Annotated in this window: 20 protein-coding genes; 13 read left to right on the forward strand and 7 right to left on the reverse strand. The window is 35.9% G+C overall.

Features of this window, described 5'->3' with window-relative positions; genetic code table 11:
- The first annotated feature begins 29 nt into the window (after window positions 1-29).
- The 13 genes from HMPREF0077_RS03450 (at window position 30) to HMPREF0077_RS03510 (ending at window position 11,720) form a co-directional block, all read left to right on the forward strand.
- A complete protein-coding gene (locus HMPREF0077_RS03450; protein WP_004836572.1) occupies window positions 30-1,238 on the forward strand; it encodes a CinA family nicotinamide mononucleotide deamidase-related protein in 1,209 nt (402 codons plus the stop codon).
- The gene (locus HMPREF0077_RS03455; protein ID WP_004836573.1) at window positions 1,216-2,082 is read left to right on the forward strand and encodes a ParA family protein; all 867 of its coding nucleotides are present in this window, start codon (window positions 1,216-1,218) and stop codon (window positions 2,080-2,082) included. Before HMPREF0077_RS03450 ends, HMPREF0077_RS03455 begins: the two co-directional genes overlap by 23 nt.
- A 1-nt stretch (window position 2,083) precedes the next feature.
- On the forward strand, window positions 2,084-2,941 hold the full coding sequence (locus tag HMPREF0077_RS03460) for a ParB/RepB/Spo0J family partition protein (protein WP_040349380.1): 858 nt from the start codon (window positions 2,084-2,086) through the stop codon (window positions 2,939-2,941).
- Entirely contained in the window at window positions 2,934-3,473 is a 540-nt protein-coding gene (locus HMPREF0077_RS03465; RefSeq protein ID WP_004836575.1) for a cyclodeaminase/cyclohydrolase family protein, read from the forward strand. Before HMPREF0077_RS03460 ends, HMPREF0077_RS03465 begins: the two co-directional genes overlap by 8 nt.
- Window positions 3,473-3,943: a DUF4446 family protein gene (locus tag HMPREF0077_RS03470; protein WP_004836576.1), complete on the forward strand. Its 471-nt coding sequence runs from the start codon at window positions 3,473-3,475 to the stop codon at window positions 3,941-3,943. Before HMPREF0077_RS03465 ends, HMPREF0077_RS03470 begins: the two co-directional genes overlap by 1 nt.
- Before the next feature lie 77 nt (window positions 3,944-4,020).
- Window positions 4,021-5,007, forward strand: a complete 987-nt coding sequence (gene pta, locus HMPREF0077_RS03475; RefSeq protein ID WP_004836577.1) for a phosphate acetyltransferase — start codon at window positions 4,021-4,023, stop codon at window positions 5,005-5,007.
- A gap of 394 nt (window positions 5,008-5,401) precedes the next feature.
- Window positions 5,402-5,893, forward strand: coding sequence for a DUF1538 domain-containing protein (locus HMPREF0077_RS03480; protein ID WP_004836578.1), 492 nt, complete (start codon window positions 5,402-5,404; stop codon window positions 5,891-5,893).
- A gap of 460 nt (window positions 5,894-6,353) precedes the next feature.
- Window positions 6,354-6,491, forward strand: a complete 138-nt coding sequence (locus HMPREF0077_RS10925; protein WP_248596431.1) for a hypothetical protein — start codon at window positions 6,354-6,356, stop codon at window positions 6,489-6,491.
- 8 nt (window positions 6,492-6,499) lie between these two features.
- On the forward strand, window positions 6,500-6,802 hold the full coding sequence (trxA, locus tag HMPREF0077_RS03490) for a thioredoxin (RefSeq protein WP_004836580.1): 303 nt from the start codon (window positions 6,500-6,502) through the stop codon (window positions 6,800-6,802).
- Between the two features lie 11 nt (window positions 6,803-6,813).
- A complete protein-coding gene (locus tag HMPREF0077_RS03495; protein ID WP_338079159.1) occupies window positions 6,814-7,671 on the forward strand; it encodes an NAD(P)/FAD-dependent oxidoreductase in 858 nt (285 codons plus the stop codon).
- 227 nt (window positions 7,672-7,898) lie between these two features.
- Window positions 7,899-8,378 (forward strand): MarR family winged helix-turn-helix transcriptional regulator, encoded by a 480-nt coding sequence (locus tag HMPREF0077_RS03500; RefSeq protein ID WP_004836582.1) that lies wholly within the window; start codon window positions 7,899-7,901, stop codon window positions 8,376-8,378.
- On the forward strand, window positions 8,371-10,338 hold the full coding sequence (gene ftsH / locus HMPREF0077_RS03505; RefSeq protein ID WP_004836583.1) for an ATP-dependent zinc metalloprotease FtsH: 1,968 nt from the start codon (window positions 8,371-8,373) through the stop codon (window positions 10,336-10,338). The genes HMPREF0077_RS03500 and ftsH overlap by 8 nt, the downstream gene beginning before the upstream one ends.
- 242 nt (window positions 10,339-10,580) lie before the next feature.
- Window positions 10,581-11,720 (forward strand): CD0519/CD1768 family membrane protein, encoded by a 1,140-nt coding sequence (locus tag HMPREF0077_RS03510; protein ID WP_004836584.1) that lies wholly within the window; start codon window positions 10,581-10,583, stop codon window positions 11,718-11,720.
- A gap of 206 nt (window positions 11,721-11,926) precedes the next feature.
- On the opposite strand, the gene HMPREF0077_RS03515 is transcribed toward HMPREF0077_RS03510, so the two are convergent.
- From HMPREF0077_RS03515 to larE, 7 genes are read right to left on the reverse strand one after another with little or no spacing between them, the layout of a single operon-like run.
- Window positions 11,927-12,637 carry an ABC transporter ATP-binding protein gene (locus HMPREF0077_RS03515; protein WP_004836585.1) on the reverse strand — a complete coding sequence of 237 codons (711 nt, stop codon included), beginning with the start codon at window positions 12,635-12,637 and terminating at the stop codon, window positions 11,927-11,929.
- Window positions 12,630-13,589 carry a FecCD family ABC transporter permease gene (locus HMPREF0077_RS03520; protein ID WP_004836586.1) on the reverse strand — a complete coding sequence of 320 codons (960 nt, stop codon included), beginning with the start codon at window positions 13,587-13,589 and terminating at the stop codon, window positions 12,630-12,632. Before HMPREF0077_RS03520 ends, HMPREF0077_RS03515 begins: the two co-directional genes overlap by 8 nt.
- Window positions 13,582-14,805 carry an ABC transporter substrate-binding protein gene (locus tag HMPREF0077_RS03525; protein ID WP_155811723.1) on the reverse strand — a complete coding sequence of 408 codons (1,224 nt, stop codon included), beginning with the start codon at window positions 14,803-14,805 and terminating at the stop codon, window positions 13,582-13,584. Before HMPREF0077_RS03525 ends, HMPREF0077_RS03520 begins: the two co-directional genes overlap by 8 nt.
- Window positions 14,792-15,223: a nickel pincer cofactor biosynthesis protein LarC2 gene (larC2, locus tag HMPREF0077_RS11085; protein ID WP_487042719.1), complete on the reverse strand. Its 432-nt coding sequence runs from the start codon at window positions 15,221-15,223 to the stop codon at window positions 14,792-14,794. Before larC2 ends, HMPREF0077_RS03525 begins: the two co-directional genes overlap by 14 nt.
- The gene (gene larC / locus HMPREF0077_RS11090; RefSeq protein ID WP_004836589.1) at window positions 15,223-16,047 is read right to left on the reverse strand and encodes a nickel pincer cofactor biosynthesis protein LarC; all 825 of its coding nucleotides are present in this window, start codon (window positions 16,045-16,047) and stop codon (window positions 15,223-15,225) included. The genes larC2 and larC overlap by 1 nt, the downstream gene beginning before the upstream one ends.
- Window positions 16,048-16,794 carry a nickel pincer cofactor biosynthesis protein LarB gene (gene larB / locus HMPREF0077_RS03540; RefSeq protein WP_004836590.1) on the reverse strand — a complete coding sequence of 249 codons (747 nt, stop codon included), beginning with the start codon at window positions 16,792-16,794 and terminating at the stop codon, window positions 16,048-16,050.
- Window positions 16,787-17,644: an ATP-dependent sacrificial sulfur transferase LarE gene (gene larE, locus HMPREF0077_RS03545; protein ID WP_004836591.1), complete on the reverse strand. Its 858-nt coding sequence runs from the start codon at window positions 17,642-17,644 to the stop codon at window positions 16,787-16,789. The genes larB and larE overlap by 8 nt, the downstream gene beginning before the upstream one ends.
- Window positions 17,645-17,707: the final 63 nt, after the last annotated feature.

A 17,707-nucleotide genomic window follows, 5' to 3' on the forward strand; every position in this document is an offset into this window, starting at 1 on the left:
TATGAATACAATCATAAGGAGTGTTATGTATGCAGGCTTTAATTTGTTCTGTAGGAACAGAAATTTTATTAGGAAATATTGTAGATACAAATTCACAATACATAGCTAGTCATCTAAAGGAGATGGGAATAGATGTCTATAAGATGGTAACGGTAGGTGATAATTTTGATAGGCTCTATAAGGTCTTGAGTGAGGCAAACGGACTTTATGATTATATTTTTCTAACTGGTGGTTTGGGACCAACAGCTGATGACATAACTAAAGAAGTTGTAGTTAAAGTATGTGGCAAAGAAAATGAGCTTGTTGTTGATCCTGATTCTATGAAGGCCTTAGAAGAATATTTTGAGAAGAAGGATAGGGCAATTAAAATAAATAAGAAGCAAGCTATTTTTCCAAAGTCTGCTACTATACTTAAAAATCCAAAAGGTACAGCACCGGGCTGTATCATAGAATCAAAAAGTAAATTCATCCTCTTGCCAGGTCCCCCTCATGAGATGACCTATATGTTTGATAATGAATTACAACTTGTCAAAGACTCTATAATAAAGACAGTTACTGCTAAGACGGCACTTTTAGGTGAGTGGGATATGGCAAGTAGGGTTGACCTAACAGGTTCTAACCCGACTATTAGTCCCTATGCGACTGACTATGGTTGTATTTTAAGAATAACTGCAAAAGCAGAAACTGAAAAAGATGCTGACAAGCTTTTAGAAGAAGGAAAGAAAAAAGTTAAAGAAGCTCTAGCCAAATATCTAATAACTTTTGAGGATAAGAGGAAAGAAGAAATTTTAATCGACTTGCTTAGAAAGAAAAATGAAACACTTGCAAGTGCTGAATCAATTACAGGCGGACTTATTGCAAGCTCTATCATAGATATTCCAGGTGCAAGCGATGTTATACATGAGTCCTATATCACTTATTCAAACGAAACAAAGAATAAGCTTTTAAATGTTTCATATGAAACAATAGAAAAATATGACGTGGTAAGTAGGCAAGTCCTCAAAGAGATGTTAGATGGACTTTATGAGAAGAGTAAAGCGAATTTGTGTATAGCCACTACAGGTTACGCCCATCTGGGTCATGTTTTTGTTGGAATCCTTTATAACGGCAAATACTTACTTAAAGAATTCCAATTTAATGGAGATAGGAATAGGGTAAGACTTAGGGCTAAGAATAGGGCTATAGATTTATCAATAATATTTATAAGAGGTGATTATGAAGAAAATCTCGATTTTTAACCAAAAAGGCGGGGTGGGCAAGACTACAAGTGTAGTAAATCTTGCTGCCAGTTTAGCTAAAGAAGGAAAAAAAGTTCTGGTGATAGATATGGATCCCCAAGCTAATACTACAACAGGACTTGGCCTAGATAAATACGATGGTGAAGATTCTATTTATGATTTATTTAATGAAATAAATTCTCAAATGAATGACGAAGAAGATGCCAAAGATGAAGGTGAAGATACCAAAGATGAAGAAGCAGTTGACTGTGAGCTTCCTATAACAAAAGAAATTAATAAAGATATAGAAATTACTAAGTATATAAAAGAAACAAAGTCAGGAGTTTTTTTAATAAAATCTGAAAGTGCCTTATCAGGTCTTGAGGTGGAGCTAGTTAGTTTAGATCCAGTTGAAAGAACAGAACTTTTAAAGAGAATTGTTGAGAAAATCGACGATTCATATGACTATATATTTATTGATTGTCCACCTTCCTTGGGACTTTTGTCTATAAACGCTCTAGTTGCGAGTGGTTCAATTATAATTCCTATCCAAACTGAGTATTACGCCCTTGAAGGAGTAAGTGAATTGATGAAAACTTATGAATTAGTTAGGGATTCTCTTAATAAGAACTTACAAATAGAGGGAGTCTTATTTACAATGTTTGATAAGGCGAATAGTCTTTCTTACGAGGTTGTAGAAGAGGTTAAGACCTATTTTAAGGATAAGGTCTTTAAGACTATGATACCTAGGGATGTAAACTTGGCAGAAGCTCCTTCCTATGGCAAGCCAGTTCTTGCCTATGAAGAAGGCTCTAAGGGAGCTAAGGCTTATAAGTTATTAGCGAAAGAATTAATAGGTGAATAAGATGACAGGAAAAAAGACATTGGGTAGGGGATTGTCAGCCCTTATACCAGAAACAAATAGTAAGGAAGTTAGGGAAAGTATAGAACAAATAGACCTAAGCCTAATTGATCCTAGGGATGACCAGCCTAGAAATATTTTTGATGAAGAAGCTATTGAAGGGCTTTCTGAATCCATTAAGGAATACGGCTTACTTAATCCTATTGTGCTAACAAAAAAATGTGAAAGATACGAAATACTTGCTGGTGAAAGAAGATATAGGGCTAGTATTAAGTTAGGCCTAAAGAAAATTGATGCCATAGTAAGGGATTATACTAAGAAAGATATAGATATACTTTCCTTAATTGAAAACATTCAAAGGGAAGATTTAAATCCCATAGAAGAGGCTAGGGCCTATAAAAAAATTAGTGATGACTTTTCAATGACTCAAGAAGAAATATCAAAAACAGTTGGCAAGTCCAGATCATATATTGCCAACTCTATGAGACTTCTAAAGTTAAACGAGAGTGAAAGTAGAGCCTTACTAGAAAAAAAGATTACTTCTTCACAAGCAAGAACCCTCTTATCAATAAAAGATGAAGATGAGAGAAAAAAGGCCTTGGATGATTTTATCAACAAGAAATTAAAGGTGAGGGATGCCGAAAAGATAGGAAATAAAAAGGATAAGGATTCAAAAAAAACACAGAAGAATGGTCTTAGTGATATAGATAAAATCCTATTAGAGGATTATGAAGAAAAATTTATGGAAAGAGTTGGGTCAAAAGTTAAAATAGATAAGACTGGAGATACCTACAAGTTAATAATTGATTGTTTCACAGTTGAAGACATTGAAAATATATATTGGAGACTAACTGATGATTAATATGACTGTAGGAGAGCTTCTCCATCAAATAAAAAAGCCGACTGCAAACCCAGGGGGTGGAGCTGTAGTTATCTTCGTCGCTAATATGGCAATTAATCTCATTAGAATGATGGATAAAAAAATTGACTCTTTAAATGTTTCATATGAAACATTAGATAAAATAAGCGAAAAGCTCAACCTCCTAGCTGATGAAGATATAAAAAGAGCAAATGAATTGATTAGTGAGTTTAAAAAGAAGCGAATAATCGATCGAGGATTTTTTATTAGAGCAGCCGAGCCACAAATAGAAATGGTCAAACTTTCTCTAATAGCACTTAAAAATTTCTCCCCTATTCTTCAATATGGTAGGAAAGAAACCCTTAGCGATGGAGTTATAGCTAATAATATGCTAAAGGACGCAATAATTAACGCTCTTCCAACCATAAAGATTAATTTATCTGCAATTGATGAGTTTTATGACTATGAGGCAACTGTTAGCGAGTGTATGAGTATATATAATAGTAACATAGAAATTATAGAAAGAAGGAAATAATGACAGGAATTTATGTGATTTTGGCGATCCTTATTGTAATAGTGATAGCTGAATTTGCCCTAATAAAATCAATTAATAATAAACTTAGAAGGCAGAAACAAAGATATGACCATCTTCTTAGGGGTAATATCGATATGAACCTTGAAGAGCTTTTACTATCTATCAATGATAGGATAGAAAGTTCCAATAAAGAAATAAGAACTATTGATCAGAGGGCAATAGAGGCCAAGGACACGACCATGGGAGCAATAAGTAACATGGCGATTATTCATTTCGATGCTTTTGATGGACAGACCAACACCTTATCCTTTAGCCTATGTCTTTTGGATAATTTCCATAATGGAATAGTGCTAACTAGCCTATACTCAAACTCAGGCTCTACTGTTTATGTAAAAGAAATAGTTAAGGGCTCAAGCGATAAGGACCTATCGAAAAGTGAGTTAGAGGCTTTAAATAAAGCAAAAAGTTAATAAAATAACTAAGCTTCACTTTGAAAAATATTGGGTATAGTTATAGTATAATTAACGAATTCCACAAGGAGGATTAAATGCCAAAAGGTATATTAGAAAACGCAAGAGAAGCAATAGAGGGAAAAAATTTAAAAATCGTTTTTCCAGAAGGTAGCGATCCAAGGATACTTGCTGCTGCTTTAAGACATAAACAAGAGGGACTTCTTATCCCAATAGTTTTGGGAGATCAAGGCGAAATTCAAAAAACAGCTGACAAGCTAGGATTAAAACTTGGTGATTTAAAAATAATTAACCCACAATATTCAGAAGATTTTGATAAATTAGTTGAAGGCTTTGTCGAGGCTAGACGTGGCAAAACAAGCAAAGAAGAAGCGGAATTTCTACTAAAAACTAATGTAAACTATTTTGGCGTAATGCTAATTAAAGAAGGCTTTGCAGACGGAATGGTTTCAGGTGCTATTCATACAACAGGAGATACCATAAGACCAGCTCTTCAAATTATCAGAACAAAACCAGGTGTAAATAGAGTATCTGGTGTAATGGTTATGATAGGACCAAAAGGCAACCAACTTGTATTTGCTGATACAGCAGTAAATATCACCCTAGAATCTGATGAACTTGCAGAAGTTGCTGTAGAAACTGCAAAGAGTGCTAAATCATTTGGTATGGATCCATATGTTGCCCTTCTATCATTCTCAACTCATGGTTCAGCCCACCATGATTTAGCTACAAAAGTTGCTAAGGCAAAGACTAGAGCCTTAGAAATTGATCCTGATATCAAAATAGAAGGAGAAATCCAATTTGACGCAGCAATCGACCCTGAAACTGCAGCTCACAAGGCTCCAGGATCAAAAGTAGCTGGTAAATGTAATGTATTCATCTTCCCAGACCTTCAAGCAGGAAATATTGGTTATAAGATTGCACAAAGACTAGGTGGATACAAGGCCCTAGGCCCAATATTACAAGGATTAAACGCACCTGTTAATGACCTTTCAAGAGGTTGTTCAGAAGAAGATGTTTATGAAATAGCAATAATTACAGCTTCTCAAGCATTAAATAGATAATTAAGCTAATAAGAATAAGAGACAATCATGGGATTGCCTCTTTTTCTATAAGAAAAATGAGGTGATTAATATTTTTTTGAGCAAATAAAAAACAATGCTAAAGCAGTTGTTCCCATTGCCCTTTTGGTTTTGATTTTAAACTTTAAGTTAGAAAAAGATGAGTTGGGGCTGTTGCAGAATGAATAAATCGTACCATTATAGTTAGAAGAAGCTCCACGGAAAGTCTCATAACGCCGACGGGCTAAATGCCTCCATCAGTCGGCAGGCACTAATATGCCTACCGGCAAGGAGAGGTAAAATTTCCTAAGAGAACCTTCTAACGATGGTACGATGATTATTCATAGTTTTGCAACAACCCCTTAGTATATTTCTAACATCTGTTTAGGCAGGTTTTATGGAACTTGCAAGAGTTATGGGTGAAGCCTTGAGGGATTCTAAACTCTTAGCCCTAATAGCCTTTATCCTAGGTCTTCTTGTAGTCTTGGCAGAACCAGCAGTAGCAGTCTTAGCCGAGCAGGTAGAAGATGTTACAGGAGGATCAATTCCAAGAAAACTAATCCTAAGGGCCCTATCAATAGGTGTTGCCTTTGCGGTTATGCTTGCAATATTTAGGATAAAGATAGAAGGATTTTCTCTGTGGATGGTAATAGTTCCAGATTTTGTGATTTCCTTATTATTATCTAGGAAGGTTCCTCAAATATTTGTTGGAATAGCCTTTGATTCAGGTGGAGTTGCCTCGGGGCCAATGACAGCAACCTTTATATTAGCCTTTTGTCAGGGAGTTGCTGGAAATGTAGGAGATGGACTTGGAGTAATCGCCTTCGTTGCCTTGATGCCTGTTATTACCATTATGATTCTAGGAACTTTGTTTAAGGGGAGGAGTTAATGCAATATATTAGGATAATTCTGCCAGGCGGCAAGGGAAGCGAATTTATGAAATAACTAAAAGCTGAAGGTGCTTTTGCCATAGCTTGTTTTTATGGAGAAGGCTCTGCCCCAAGCGAAATACTAAATAAGCTTCACATAGATAAGAGAAAAAAAGAAATAGTAACAGCTTTATTTGATGAAGAAAAAGCAAATATATTATTTAATAAAATAGAGGACAAATTAAGGGGTGTAAATACGGCAATAGCTTTTTCTACAGCTCTTGATGGAAAGGATTATAGTATGGAATATGTATGTCTATATGTAATAGTGGATAGGCATCTTGGTCAAAAGGCTATCCACATAGTCCAAGCTAATGGGCACGTGGCGCAACTCTAATTCACGGCAGGGGATCTGGAAAAAACATAAAATCACCAATATTTTTCAATATGACCATAGAGCCAGAAAAGGATATTGTCTTAATGCTCATAAAAAAAGAATTAGAAGAGACGATAAAGGGTAAAATATATAAGGAGATGGAACTTGAAAAAGAAGGAAGGGGTATAATCTACTCCCTTCCAGTAAATCAAGTTTCAGGATTAGTAGAACAAAATAGTTAGGAGATATTATGAAAAAACTAAACTCAAATGAATTCAGACAAGAAGTAGAAAGTGGTAAGGGCTTGATCCTAGTTGATTTTTCAGCAACTTGGTGTGGACCATGCAAGATGCAAGCTCCTATTTTAGAAGAATTAGCAGGCGCTTATACGATTTATAATATAGACGTGGACGAATCTGAAGATATAGCAAGTCAATACAATGTAAATGCAGTTCCTTCCTTGATGATTTTTAAGGACGGTGTCCTAAAAGAAAATCTAATAGGTTTCCATCCAAAAGAAGCAATAGTTGAAAAAATGGACAAATACCAATAATGAGATATGATTTGGCGATAATCGGCGCAGGTCCTGCTGGACTTAGCGCCGCTTTAAATTCAAAAGTTAGAAATAAATCAGTTATTGTCTTTGGTGAAGATTCACCCTCCCTTGTTAAGACTGAATCAATCAAAAACTACTTGGGTTTTGAGGATATAAGCGGAAAAGAATTAAATGAAAGATTCAAAAAAAGCTTAAAATCTTATGAAATTACCTTTTCCAAAGAGAAAATTCAGACAGTTTATGCCATGGGCGAGTATTTTGCTCTAGCCCTCAAATCAGGAGAATTTATTGAAGCAAGATCTACAATAATAGCCTGTGGTATAGATAGGAAGAAGGATTTGATAAATGAGGAGAAATTTTTCGCCAAGGGCATAAGCTATTGTGCAACTTGTGATGCGGCCCTATATAAGGGAAAGGAAATAGTTGTAATTGGTTATAATGAAGAAAGCATAGAAGAAGCAAACTTTGTAGCAGAAATAGTAGGAAAAGTAAGCTTTGTAAATATGTACAAGAAGGATATCTCACTAAATCCCAAAGTAGACCTAATAGATGATGAAATAGCTTGGGGCTTTAAGGGAAAGGATAGAGCAGAAGTCTTGGAATTTAAGTCGGGAAGAGAAATCAAGGCGGACGGTTTTTTCGTAATAAAAGACTCATCCAAGCCACAAAGATTAGTCCCTTCCATAAAGCTTATCGACAATCACATAGAAGTTGATAGAAACATGGCTACTAATATCAAGGGACTTTTTGCCGCAGGAGATATAAGTGGTAAGCCTTACCAGATAATGAAAGCAGTAGGCGAGGGTCAGCTTGCAGGCTTAAATGCAGTTAGATATATCAACAATATTAAAAAATCAAGCAAATAACCAAGGGCTTTCGAGAAAATCACCATCTCGAAAGTTTTTATCTATATATTTATCTGTATAAGAAAAATTAAATTCTAAAATTGACCCTAGAATAAAAAATAGTAATATAAATAAGTCAAATATCCTTATAGTATGTAAAAGTATATTTGAAATATAGATATCAAATATTGAAAAAATTTAACTTATATGTAAGATAATAGTGTAGCACAATTATTTCAGGAGGAAATATGACAGAAAAGCATATTGATTTTTTTGAATTTAATAATTCCATATTCTCAATGATAAGAGAAATTTCACATAAAATTGATTTGTTGTTACAAGATACTGCAAATGAACTAGATATAACACCATTACAATTAAAGATGATTATTACCCTTTATTCAAATAGAGAAAAAGCCATATCCATTGGTAGCCTCGGCAAGGCCATAGGTATAACAGGTGGTAATATTTCTAATATATGCAAGAGACTAGAAAAACAAGGCTTCGTAAAAAGAGTTAGAAGCGAAGAAGACGAAAGAGTTGTAATTGTAGTCCTTACCGAAAGTGGTGAGAAAGCTGCTCACATGGTTGATAGATATTTCCAAACTATAAGGGATGATATTCCAGAGGAAGGAATAGATGTCAACCTAAAAACAATAGTTGAAGAATTAGAGGCCTTAGAAGCCCTGCTTGATAAATACATAAACAGGAGTGGTTTAGATGTTTAACCGAAATGAAGGCAAGAAACCCCTATTATATTATTGGTTGATTGCCATAGTAATTTTCATAGTAATAAGATTTGCCTTAAACCCCATCGCTAAAGATGAGAGTGTTAAGGAAGTATCCTACAGTCAGTTTGTAGAGATGATCAATCACGATCAAGTAACTGAAGTATCAAAAGATGATCAAAAATACACCTTCAAAGCCAAGGTGGATGGAGATGAAAAAGTCTACGAAACAGGTTTATGGCAAGACAAAGACCTTACAGAAAGGCTTCTAAAGGCAAAAGAAAAAAACGACAAACTAGTCTTTAGCCAAGAGATAGAAACCAAGATGAATCCTTATCTATCCTTGTTCTTGACAAGTGTTTTGCCTTTGGTATTTATCTGGGTAATCTTCTACTTTGCATCAAGATCACTAACCAAAACCATGGGTGGCCGTGGTGGCGGAGACTTCATGAATTTTGGCAAATCTAATGCCAAAATCTATGTAGAAAACAAAACAGGCAAGACCTTTAAGGATGTAGCAGGCCAAGAAGAAGCCAAGGATTCCCTAAGCGAAATAGTTGACTTCCTCCACAAACCTGGAAAGTACAAGGAAATAGGAGCTAAAGTTCCTAAGGGAGTGCTTTTGGTAGGCCCTCCAGGAACAGGAAAAACCCTTATGGCCAAAGCCGTAGCAGGTGAGGCTAATGTTCCATTCTTCTCTATATCAGGTTCTGAATTTGTTGAGATGTTTGTAGGTATGGGGGCAAGCAAGGTTCGTGACTTGTTCAAGCAAGCCAAGGAGAAGGCACCTTGTATAGTATTTATAGATGAGATTGATGCTATTGGTAAAAAACGTGATGTTTCTGGTTATTCTGGAAATGATGAGCGTGAACAAACCCTAAACCAACTTCTTAATGAAATGGATGGTTTCGATGCGACAGAAGGAGTAGTTCTTCTAGCAGCAACCAATAGGCCAGAAATCCTAGACCCTGCCCTAACTAGACCAGGTCGTTTTGATAGGCAGGTACAAGTTGAACTTCCAGACCTAAAGGGTCGTGAAGACATACTAAAAGTTCATGCAAAAAACATAAAACGTGAAGATGACATAGACTATGAAGAAATTGCAAAAAGAACTGCTGGAACAAGTGGTGCCGACCTTGCAAACATAGTTAATGAAGGAGCCCTTCGTGCAGTAAGGGAAGGACGTAAAAAGCTAACTCAAGAGGACCTAGAAGAATCAATAGAGACAGTAATAGCTGGTCAACAAAAGAAAAATGCTGTAATAAGCGATGACCAAAAGAAAATAATAGCTTATCATGAAGTAGGACATGCTCTAGTTGCAGCTATCCAAACTCAAAAGACACCAGTAACCAAGATTACCATAGTTCCAAGAACTGGTGGAGCCCTAGGTTATACTATGACTGTGGATAAGGATGAGAAATACATCATGACCAAGCAAGAACTATTCGATGAAATAGTAACCTTCGCTGGAGGTAGGTCTGCAGAAGAGTTAATCTTTAATACCAAAACTACCGGAGCAAGTAACGATATCGAAAAAGCAACAGCAATAGCAAGGAATATGGTAACTATCTATGGTATGGATGATGAATTTGACTTTATGCAATTAGAACAAATCCAAGGAAGATACCTAGGCGGTCAAAGGGCTATGATAGTTTCTGACGGAACCGGCAATAAAATCGACGAGAAAGTTGCCAAAATCATATCCCAAGCCCATATGAGAGCTATCGAAATCCTCAAGGATAATCTAGACAAACTTCACGAAATTTCTGATTTCTTGCTCAAAGAAGAAACCATAACAGGTGAAGAATTTATGGCCATCCTAAATAAAAAAGGATCTGATCAGGCTGAGGTAGAACTTGCTCATGAAAGCAAAGAAGAAAAAAATAGTGAAGATTCTAAGCTGGAAAACGAAGAAAAAACAGAAGATCCTATCGAGGGCGATAAGAATAATATAGATTAAAAATTAGTCTCAGCCTTTATGGCTTGGGACTTTTTTTGATAAAATTAATAACAAGAAATTTATCCTTGATAATTGACTATATTCTTGGAAAAGATAAAATTTATCTAAGATTTAATAAGCAGATCTAAGCTTATAATTAATTACAATCTAAGAAAAGCTTTAAGTAAATTGCAATAATTTAAGGCAGAGCTTTTTGACTAAACAAAAATAAGCCACTAGTTGGTTAAAATACAGGAGCGTATATGAATAATGGATACAAGAAAAATATTAGCCTTGAAAACTTTATATTTATATTGATATTTTTTGGTAGTTTTGGCTGGATTGGATCTATTATGGGTCCTACAAATATGCTATCAACCGTAATGAACACAGCCTACAAACTCTTGATGGATACCTGCTTTTACATAATGGGTATATCCGTTGTGGCGGGTGCCTTATCTAGCCTATTTTCTGAATTTGGCTTTATTGCCCTAGTAGACATTCTCTTATCCAAGGTGATGAAACCTATCTATAATTTACCAGGAGCTTCATCCTTGGGGATTCTTAACTGTTATCTTTCAGATAATCCAGCTATCCTAACCCTTGCTGATGAAGATAACTTCAAAAAATATTTTAAAAAATTCCAAATGCCAGCCCTTTGTAACCTGGGAACATCTTTTGGAATGGGCCTTATAGTAACTACAACAATGTTTGCCCTTCCTATACAAGGAGCTGTCAAGGCAGCCTTAATAGGAAATCTAGGAGCTATAGTAGGCTCTATAGTTTCTGTAAGACTAATGCTTAGATTTACAAAGAAATTCTATGGAACAGAAGATATGGTCGAAGTAGACAAGGTCGTAAGCGTTCCAGAAGGTCATAGGATAATTAGGTCTGGCTCTGCTGGATCCCGTGCCATAGAAGCAATCCTCTATGGTGGTAAGAGGGGAGTAGATATGGGAGTTGCTATAATTCCTGGAGTAATTACAATTTGTACAGTTGTAATGCTTTTAACTAACTCAGCACCACCAACAGGCTACACTGGAGAACTAAACCAAGGGGTGGCCTTTCTTCCTTGGCTTGGAGAAAAACTCTCCTTTATTCTAAGCCCTATCTTTGGATTTTCTAACGAATCATTCATAGCAGTGCCTATCACAGCCTTGGGATCTGCTGGGGCAGCCCTTGGTGTAGTAAAAGAATTCATAAACTCATCAACAGTAACAGGTAATGACATAGCAGTATTTACAGCAATGTGCATGTGTTGGTCAGGCTATCTATCAACCCATATAGCTATGATGGATGCCCTAAAGACAAAAGAAATGACAAGCTCAGCGATTCTTTCCCATACCATAGGCGGTCTTTTCGCTGGCTTTGCAGCCCATATCTTTGCTATGCTTTTAATCTAAGTAAATAGCTAAGAGCTTTAAATAAACTCATATAAAAATAGTTAGTGAAGTAGGTATATTTAGGAGAGAAAATTTAACTGAAAAAATTTGGGCGAATTAATAAACAGGTGCTATAATAAATTTCTAAATATTTAAAAAGTGTAAAAAAACAGAAGCATATCCCGAGGCCTCTTTATTTGAGGCTCGGGTTATTTTCTTCTGTTTTTCTATTTGAAATATATGTGTCTATTACCATCAAAATCTCGGATATCAGTTTCCATGCCGAATATATCCATAAACATCTTCTCGTCCATTACTTCTTTTGATGAACCTTGTCTGTAGATTTTTTTGTTATTTATTAGGATTATATTGTCGGCGAATTTTTCTATCAAGGCTATTTGGTGGAGACTTATTAGACTTGTAAGTTTGAGTTTATAGGTTAAATCTTTTATTATTCTCATTATCTCATATTGATTTTTGAGGTCTAGGGCACTTACTGGCTCGTCTAAGAGGAGAATCTTAGGCTTTGCTACTAGGGCTTGGCCTATAAAGACTTTTTGGACTTCTCCTCCTGATAGCCTGTTGATGTATTTATCCCTATATTCTCTAATATTTAGTAAGTCTAGGATATCTTCTACATCTTTTCTGTCTTCTTCGGTTATTCTTAGGGAAAGATTTGCTACCTTGCCTAACAAGATAGTCTCAAAAACTGTAAATTTGATTTTTGAGTTTATATTTTGGTTTAGATAGGATACCTTACCGTCAGTTTCAATTTCTCCTTGGTAGGATTTTATTCCACTTATTGCATTTAGGATTGTAGATTTGCCTGATCCATTTCTTCCCATCAATATATTTACCTTGCCTGCTTCTAGGCTAAAGGATATATCATCTATTATATTTCTATCATAAGAGATAGAGAGATTTTTTGCCTTAATCATTTTTACCTCCAAAGAAGAATATAAAGATTAGTGGTAGGCCTACTAGTGAGGCGATTATTCCTATTGGAAGGATTGCCCCTGGTTTTATAATCTTTGAGAGGGCTGATGAAAATACTAACAGACTTGCCCCTGTAAGGGTCGATCCAAGTATGTAGTATCTTTGGTCTTCTCCTAAGATTTTTCTTGATATATGAGGGGCTATAACGCCAATAAAACCTATTACACCAGCAAAACTAACTCCTATTGATGAAAGGATGGATACGATCATGAAGGTTTTAATCTTTAGGCCCTTTACGTCAACTCCTAGGCTTTTTGCCCTATCTTCACCGAAGCGAAGGGTAGTTAGCTTGTGGCTATCTCTAATTATAATCACAAAGGCTATTAGGAAGGATATTAATAGGATTATAATCTGACTAGGTTTGGTATTTGATACCGAACCGAATAGCCAAAAGACTATGGATGATAGGGTTTCATCTGTTGATACATATTGCATAAGACTTGTTAGGGAGTCAAAGAAAAATTTGACTGCTATTCCTGCAAGAATCATGGAACTGGTGTGGGCGAAACTTTTCCTAGATATGATATAGACAAAAATTATAGCCAAGATGGCGAAACCAATCGCTCCAAGGGATATAAAGTTTATTGAAAAACCGAGTATTAGGAAAAGTGATGCACCAAAGCCTGCCGCAGAAGAAACACCTAGGGTGAAGGGACTTGCTAGGGGATTGTCTAGGATAGTTTGCATACAAGCACCAGCAAGGCCCAAGATCATACCGAGGATTAAGGCTGTAGTCATCTCTGGCATCCTTATCTTAAAAAGGATGGTCCTTTGTAAATCGCTTAGACTTAGGAGATCTTTTGGGGCTAAGTTACCAACACCTATGAACAAATCAATTAATGAAATGGCTAGGGTGATTAGGGTAAGGATAAAAATTTTCTTATTCTTACTCATATTTAGCAAACCAACAGCCTTCGTACTTTATAGGCATAAAGTTTTGATAAAATTCCTCCATATCCTTATCAGGATCGATATCTTTGAAAAGATCAGGGTGGAAGGCTTTAGCTAGGGCTTCATAAGAATAAAAGTCTGACATATCACGAGCGACATTGTGACCTATTACGAAAAATTCTTTGTTTTTTATAGCTTTAAGGTTTGACCAACCATCTCTTGTGTTGTATTTGGCGATTTTTTCTTCAACTTCTTTTTTGTTGACATCAAAGCCCATTCTTACTGCATCAGGTTTGTCAACCCATTGAGATCCAGTAATCACAATTATATCTGGGTCCTTGCTTAGGACAAATTCTTCTGAAAGTGGGCTTGCTTGTTTGGCTTCTAGGGCATCACCTGCTAGGTTGTGGCCACCACAATCATTTACAATCTTACCCCACATAGTGTTGTTACCATAAGAGTTTCCGAATTTTACTTCTCCATCTTGGCCACATTCAAGAAATACATTTGGTTTATCTTTTGCTTCCTTTAGAGTGTTTGCAACGTGTTCTCTTTTTTCCTTATAGAAGGAATATAGTTTGTCGAAATTTTTGTCAAGACCTGTAGCCTTTGATATTATCTCAGTTGACTTTAGGTGCTTGTCTAAATCTTGGCTGTGATAGTCTACATAGATAACTGGAAGATTTAACTTATCTTGGATAGAATCTAGTTGAGCCTTGTAAGAAACAGGAGCAATGATACCATCTGCATCGATAGATAGGAGCTCTTCTACTGAAAAGTCGTTGTCTGTAAAATTAGAAACTCTTTTAATCTTATCAAGCTCTGGAATTTGCTTTACTAATCTTTGATACAAGTCATTTCTATTTTTTCTTAGGCCATCATCCATGGCTGCGATTTTCTTGTAGAAATTATCCTTGTCTAGATACATCATTTGCATGAAAGGTCCACCAGAACCAGAGCCTTGGATAATTACCTTATCAAGAGGCTTATCTAGCTCAACTTTTCTACCTAGGACATCTTCTATTACGATTTTTCCTTCAGTCTTCTTGTCGTCTTTCTTTTCAGAAGCTTCTTTTTTGCTGTCATCTTTTACATTTTCTTCTACTTTTGTTTCTTCCTTGTCAGTTTTTTCTGACTTTTGATTATTAGAGCCACAAGCACTTAGCATAAGAGCTAATATTGCTATTAGGCTTAAATTTCTTAAATTAAATTTTTTCATAATATTCTCCATAAATCATCTTCATTTTTTCAAATGCTTCTTTTATCGATAATTTTTTTGTCTTTGCCAAACTAAGGGCAGATTCATATTCAGGATAAACATAAGTCTTATCCTTGTGAAAAACTTTTTTGTAGGAAATTTCTAGACCTTCATGGTCTATCTTAATAATCTCTCTTTCAAGAGTAGATCTTTCTACTTCAATTTTTCTAATACCAATTGAGGTCGTGTTTGAAAATATAAGGTCTTCAACTTTTTCTATATTTTCCTTATCGCAAAGGATGGAAAGTTTGTAAGCGGGCCTGTTTTTTTTCATATAGATTGGTGTATAAAAGCAATCTCTAGCGATTTTCATAGCTTCACCCATCACATAGCCTAAAACTTCGCCACTTACATCATCAAGGTTAGTTTCCGCCAGAATTAAGCTTTTTTTTTAGGATTTTCTATCTCCATTACCCTTAGGATGTTGGCGGATTTTTCAAAATCCTTATTGCCAGCACCCAGACCGATTTTCTTTATTGTAAATTCAGAAAGGCTTTCACCTTTAGAAAAATATCTTACGATTGCTGCACCAGTTGGAGTGACGTGCTCTCCATAGTCATCTACAATATTTATGCTGATATCAGAACCCTCAAGGATATTAACAACAGCAGGAACTGGTATTGGCATATAGCCATGGGCACATTTTTGCATGCCACAGCCCTCGAAGAGCTTGGAGAAGTAAATATTATCAACCTCCAAGTCTTCAAGGAGCACACAAACTCCAAGAACATCTATTATAGAGTCGATTGCTCCAACTTCGTGGAAGTGAACTTCTTTTTTGTCAATTCCATGAGCCTTGGCTTCAGCTTCTGCTATGATATTGAAAATTCCTAGGGCATCTTTCTTGACCCTATCGCTAAGAAGGTCTGAAGATGAGATGATTTTTTCGATATCGGAAATATTTCTGTGAAGATGGTGGTGGCAATGATCATGGTCATGATGATGGCCGTGATGGTGGTCGTGGTCCAAGTCACATTCATGATTATGATCATGATCTTTTGAAAGTTCATCTTCTAGGATTACATCAAAGTTATAGGCACAGATTCCCTTCTTATTAACTCTATCAAAGACTAGCTCGTAGCCTTTTATATTAAGAGATTCAATAGCCTTGATTAATTTTTCCTTGGAGGCTCCTAGGTCTAAAAGAGCTCCTATAGTCATGTCTCCAGCTATTCCTGAATACATTTCAAAATATAAATCCATTTACTCCTCCTCTATTAGTTTATTTATTTGACAGCTAGCATAGGCTGCTCCGTAGCCATTGTCGATATTTACTACAGAAATTCCTTCGGCACAGGTTGATAGCATAGTTAAAAGAGCTGATATGCCCTTAAAGCTTGCTCCGTAACCTACTGAGGTAGGAACTGCTATGATTGGTTTATCGACTAGACCTGCAAGGACAGTAGCAAGGGCTCCTTCCATGCCAGCTATGGCTATTATTACATTGGCTTTTTTTATCTCGTCAATTTTACTTAACATCCTGTGGATACCAGATACGCCAATATCATAGTATCTGTTAACCTTGGCTCCGAAAAATTCTGCTGTGAGGGCGGCTTCTTCTGCGACGAATAAGTCAGCTGTTCCTCCAGTGCATACTGCTATATTGCCGATTTTCTCTCTGTTTTCGTATTCTAGGGAGATTATCCTAGCTGTTGGATTATACTTAGCATTAGGCAAGGCTTTCTTTACTAAGTCGTATTGGTCTTTGCTTGCCCTAGTGCCAATTACCGATTCATTTCTTTGGGCGAAGGCTTTAAATATTTCGACTAAGGCGAAGTCCTCCTTGCCTTGGCAGAAGATAGTTTCAGGAAAGCCCCTCCTATTTTTTCTTTGGAAATCTAATTTTGCTATATCTATATCCTTGAAATTAAAATCCTTTAGGTAGGCTAGTCCTTCATCTATAGACATTTTTCCATTTTTGATATTTTCTAAAAATTCTTTATCATTCATAATCTAACCATGGATTAAGCTTTAGCTTATCTTCCTTTTTTATTACTTCATCCATTGACCCTGACCTATAACCTTCCAAATCTAAATTTACATATTTAAAACCGAGCTTTTTTAGGGTCTTTACAATCTCACTTGTATTTTTGAAAACTACATCAAAATCATCCTTATCTACTTCAATCCTGCTATTATCCCCATAGACTCTAACACGAACATTTTTAAGTCCCAAACTTTTAAGGAAGGCTTCAGCCTTATTGATAGAATCGAACTTTTGTGTATCTATTAGTTGGTTATAGGGAAATCTCGTCGCAAGGCAAGGAGCGGATGGTCTCTTGTAAACTTCTAAGCCTAACTCCTTGGCATAGGCTCTAACCATTTTTTTACTAAAGCCAGCGTCTTTTAGTGGGCTTATTACTCCCTTATCATTAAGGGCCCTAACACCAGGTCTAAAAACCTTGTAATCATCTAGGTTCGACCCATCTACTACATGCTTATAACCCAGCTCATCTCTAAGCTTAAAGGCTTGTTCAAATAGAAAGCTCTTGCAGTGATAGCACCTATCTATACTGTTATTTTTGATGTGATCATTATCAAAAACATCTATATTAACAATCCTTAGCTCTACATCCATCTCATCAGCTAAGTTTTGAGCATTTTCTAAGTCGCCATCTGGTGTAGTATTAGTATTATACATAATAGCTACAATGTCGTTTCTTTTCTTTCTAAAATCACTCGCAAGCTTTAAGATGAGGCTTGAATCTACTCCTCCAGAGAAGGCTAGGACAAACTTATCTTCTAATAAGTCTTTGATTATCTTATCTAACTTTTCTTTTTGTGAATTAAAATTTTCCATATTCTTCCTTACTTCAAAACAAAAAAGGGCATAGGATTACCTAGACCCTCATGGTTGTATTTT

It is taken from the genome of Anaerococcus tetradius ATCC 35098 (assembly GCF_000159095.1).
Lineage (GTDB): Bacteria > Bacillota > Clostridia > Tissierellales > Peptoniphilaceae > Anaerococcus > Anaerococcus tetradius.

Excerpts from the sequence above, each read along its gene's own strand:
- HMPREF0077_RS03450 (WP_004836572.1), top strand. The coding sequence starts at position 30 with ATGCAGGCTTTAATTTGTTCTGTAGGAACAGAAATTTTATTAGGAAAT.
- HMPREF0077_RS03455 (WP_004836573.1), top strand. The coding sequence starts at position 1,216 with ATGAAGAAAATCTCGATTTTTAACCAAAAAGGCGGGGTGGGCAAGACT.
- HMPREF0077_RS03460 (WP_040349380.1), top strand. The coding sequence starts at position 2,084 with ATGACAGGAAAAAAGACATTGGGTAGGGGATTGTCAGCCCTTATACCA.
- HMPREF0077_RS03465 (WP_004836575.1), top strand. The coding sequence starts at position 2,934 with ATGATTAATATGACTGTAGGAGAGCTTCTCCATCAAATAAAAAAGCCG.
- HMPREF0077_RS03470 (WP_004836576.1), top strand. The coding sequence starts at position 3,473 with ATGACAGGAATTTATGTGATTTTGGCGATCCTTATTGTAATAGTGATA.
- pta (WP_004836577.1), top strand. The coding sequence starts at position 4,021 with ATGCCAAAAGGTATATTAGAAAACGCAAGAGAAGCAATAGAGGGAAAA.
- HMPREF0077_RS03480 (WP_004836578.1), top strand. The coding sequence starts at position 5,402 with ATGGAACTTGCAAGAGTTATGGGTGAAGCCTTGAGGGATTCTAAACTC.
- HMPREF0077_RS10925 (WP_248596431.1), top strand. The coding sequence starts at position 6,354 with ATGCTCATAAAAAAAGAATTAGAAGAGACGATAAAGGGTAAAATATAT.
- trxA (WP_004836580.1), top strand. The coding sequence starts at position 6,500 with ATGAAAAAACTAAACTCAAATGAATTCAGACAAGAAGTAGAAAGTGGT.
- HMPREF0077_RS03500 (WP_004836582.1), top strand. The coding sequence starts at position 7,899 with ATGACAGAAAAGCATATTGATTTTTTTGAATTTAATAATTCCATATTC.
- ftsH (WP_004836583.1), top strand. The coding sequence starts at position 8,371 with ATGTTTAACCGAAATGAAGGCAAGAAACCCCTATTATATTATTGGTTG.
- HMPREF0077_RS03510 (WP_004836584.1), top strand. The coding sequence starts at position 10,581 with ATGAATAATGGATACAAGAAAAATATTAGCCTTGAAAACTTTATATTT.
- HMPREF0077_RS03515 (WP_004836585.1), bottom strand. The coding sequence starts at position 12,637 with ATGATTAAGGCAAAAAATCTCTCTATCTCTTATGATAGAAATATAATA.
- HMPREF0077_RS03520 (WP_004836586.1), bottom strand. The coding sequence starts at position 13,589 with ATGAGTAAGAATAAGAAAATTTTTATCCTTACCCTAATCACCCTAGCC.
- HMPREF0077_RS03525 (WP_155811723.1), bottom strand. The coding sequence starts at position 14,805 with ATGAAAAAATTTAATTTAAGAAATTTAAGCCTAATAGCAATATTAGCT.
- larC (WP_004836589.1), bottom strand. The coding sequence starts at position 16,047 with ATGGATTTATATTTTGAAATGTATTCAGGAATAGCTGGAGACATGACT.
- larB (WP_004836590.1), bottom strand. The coding sequence starts at position 16,794 with ATGAATGATAAAGAATTTTTAGAAAATATCAAAAATGGAAAAATGTCT.
- larE (WP_004836591.1), bottom strand. The coding sequence starts at position 17,644 with ATGGAAAATTTTAATTCACAAAAAGAAAAGTTAGATAAGATAATCAAA.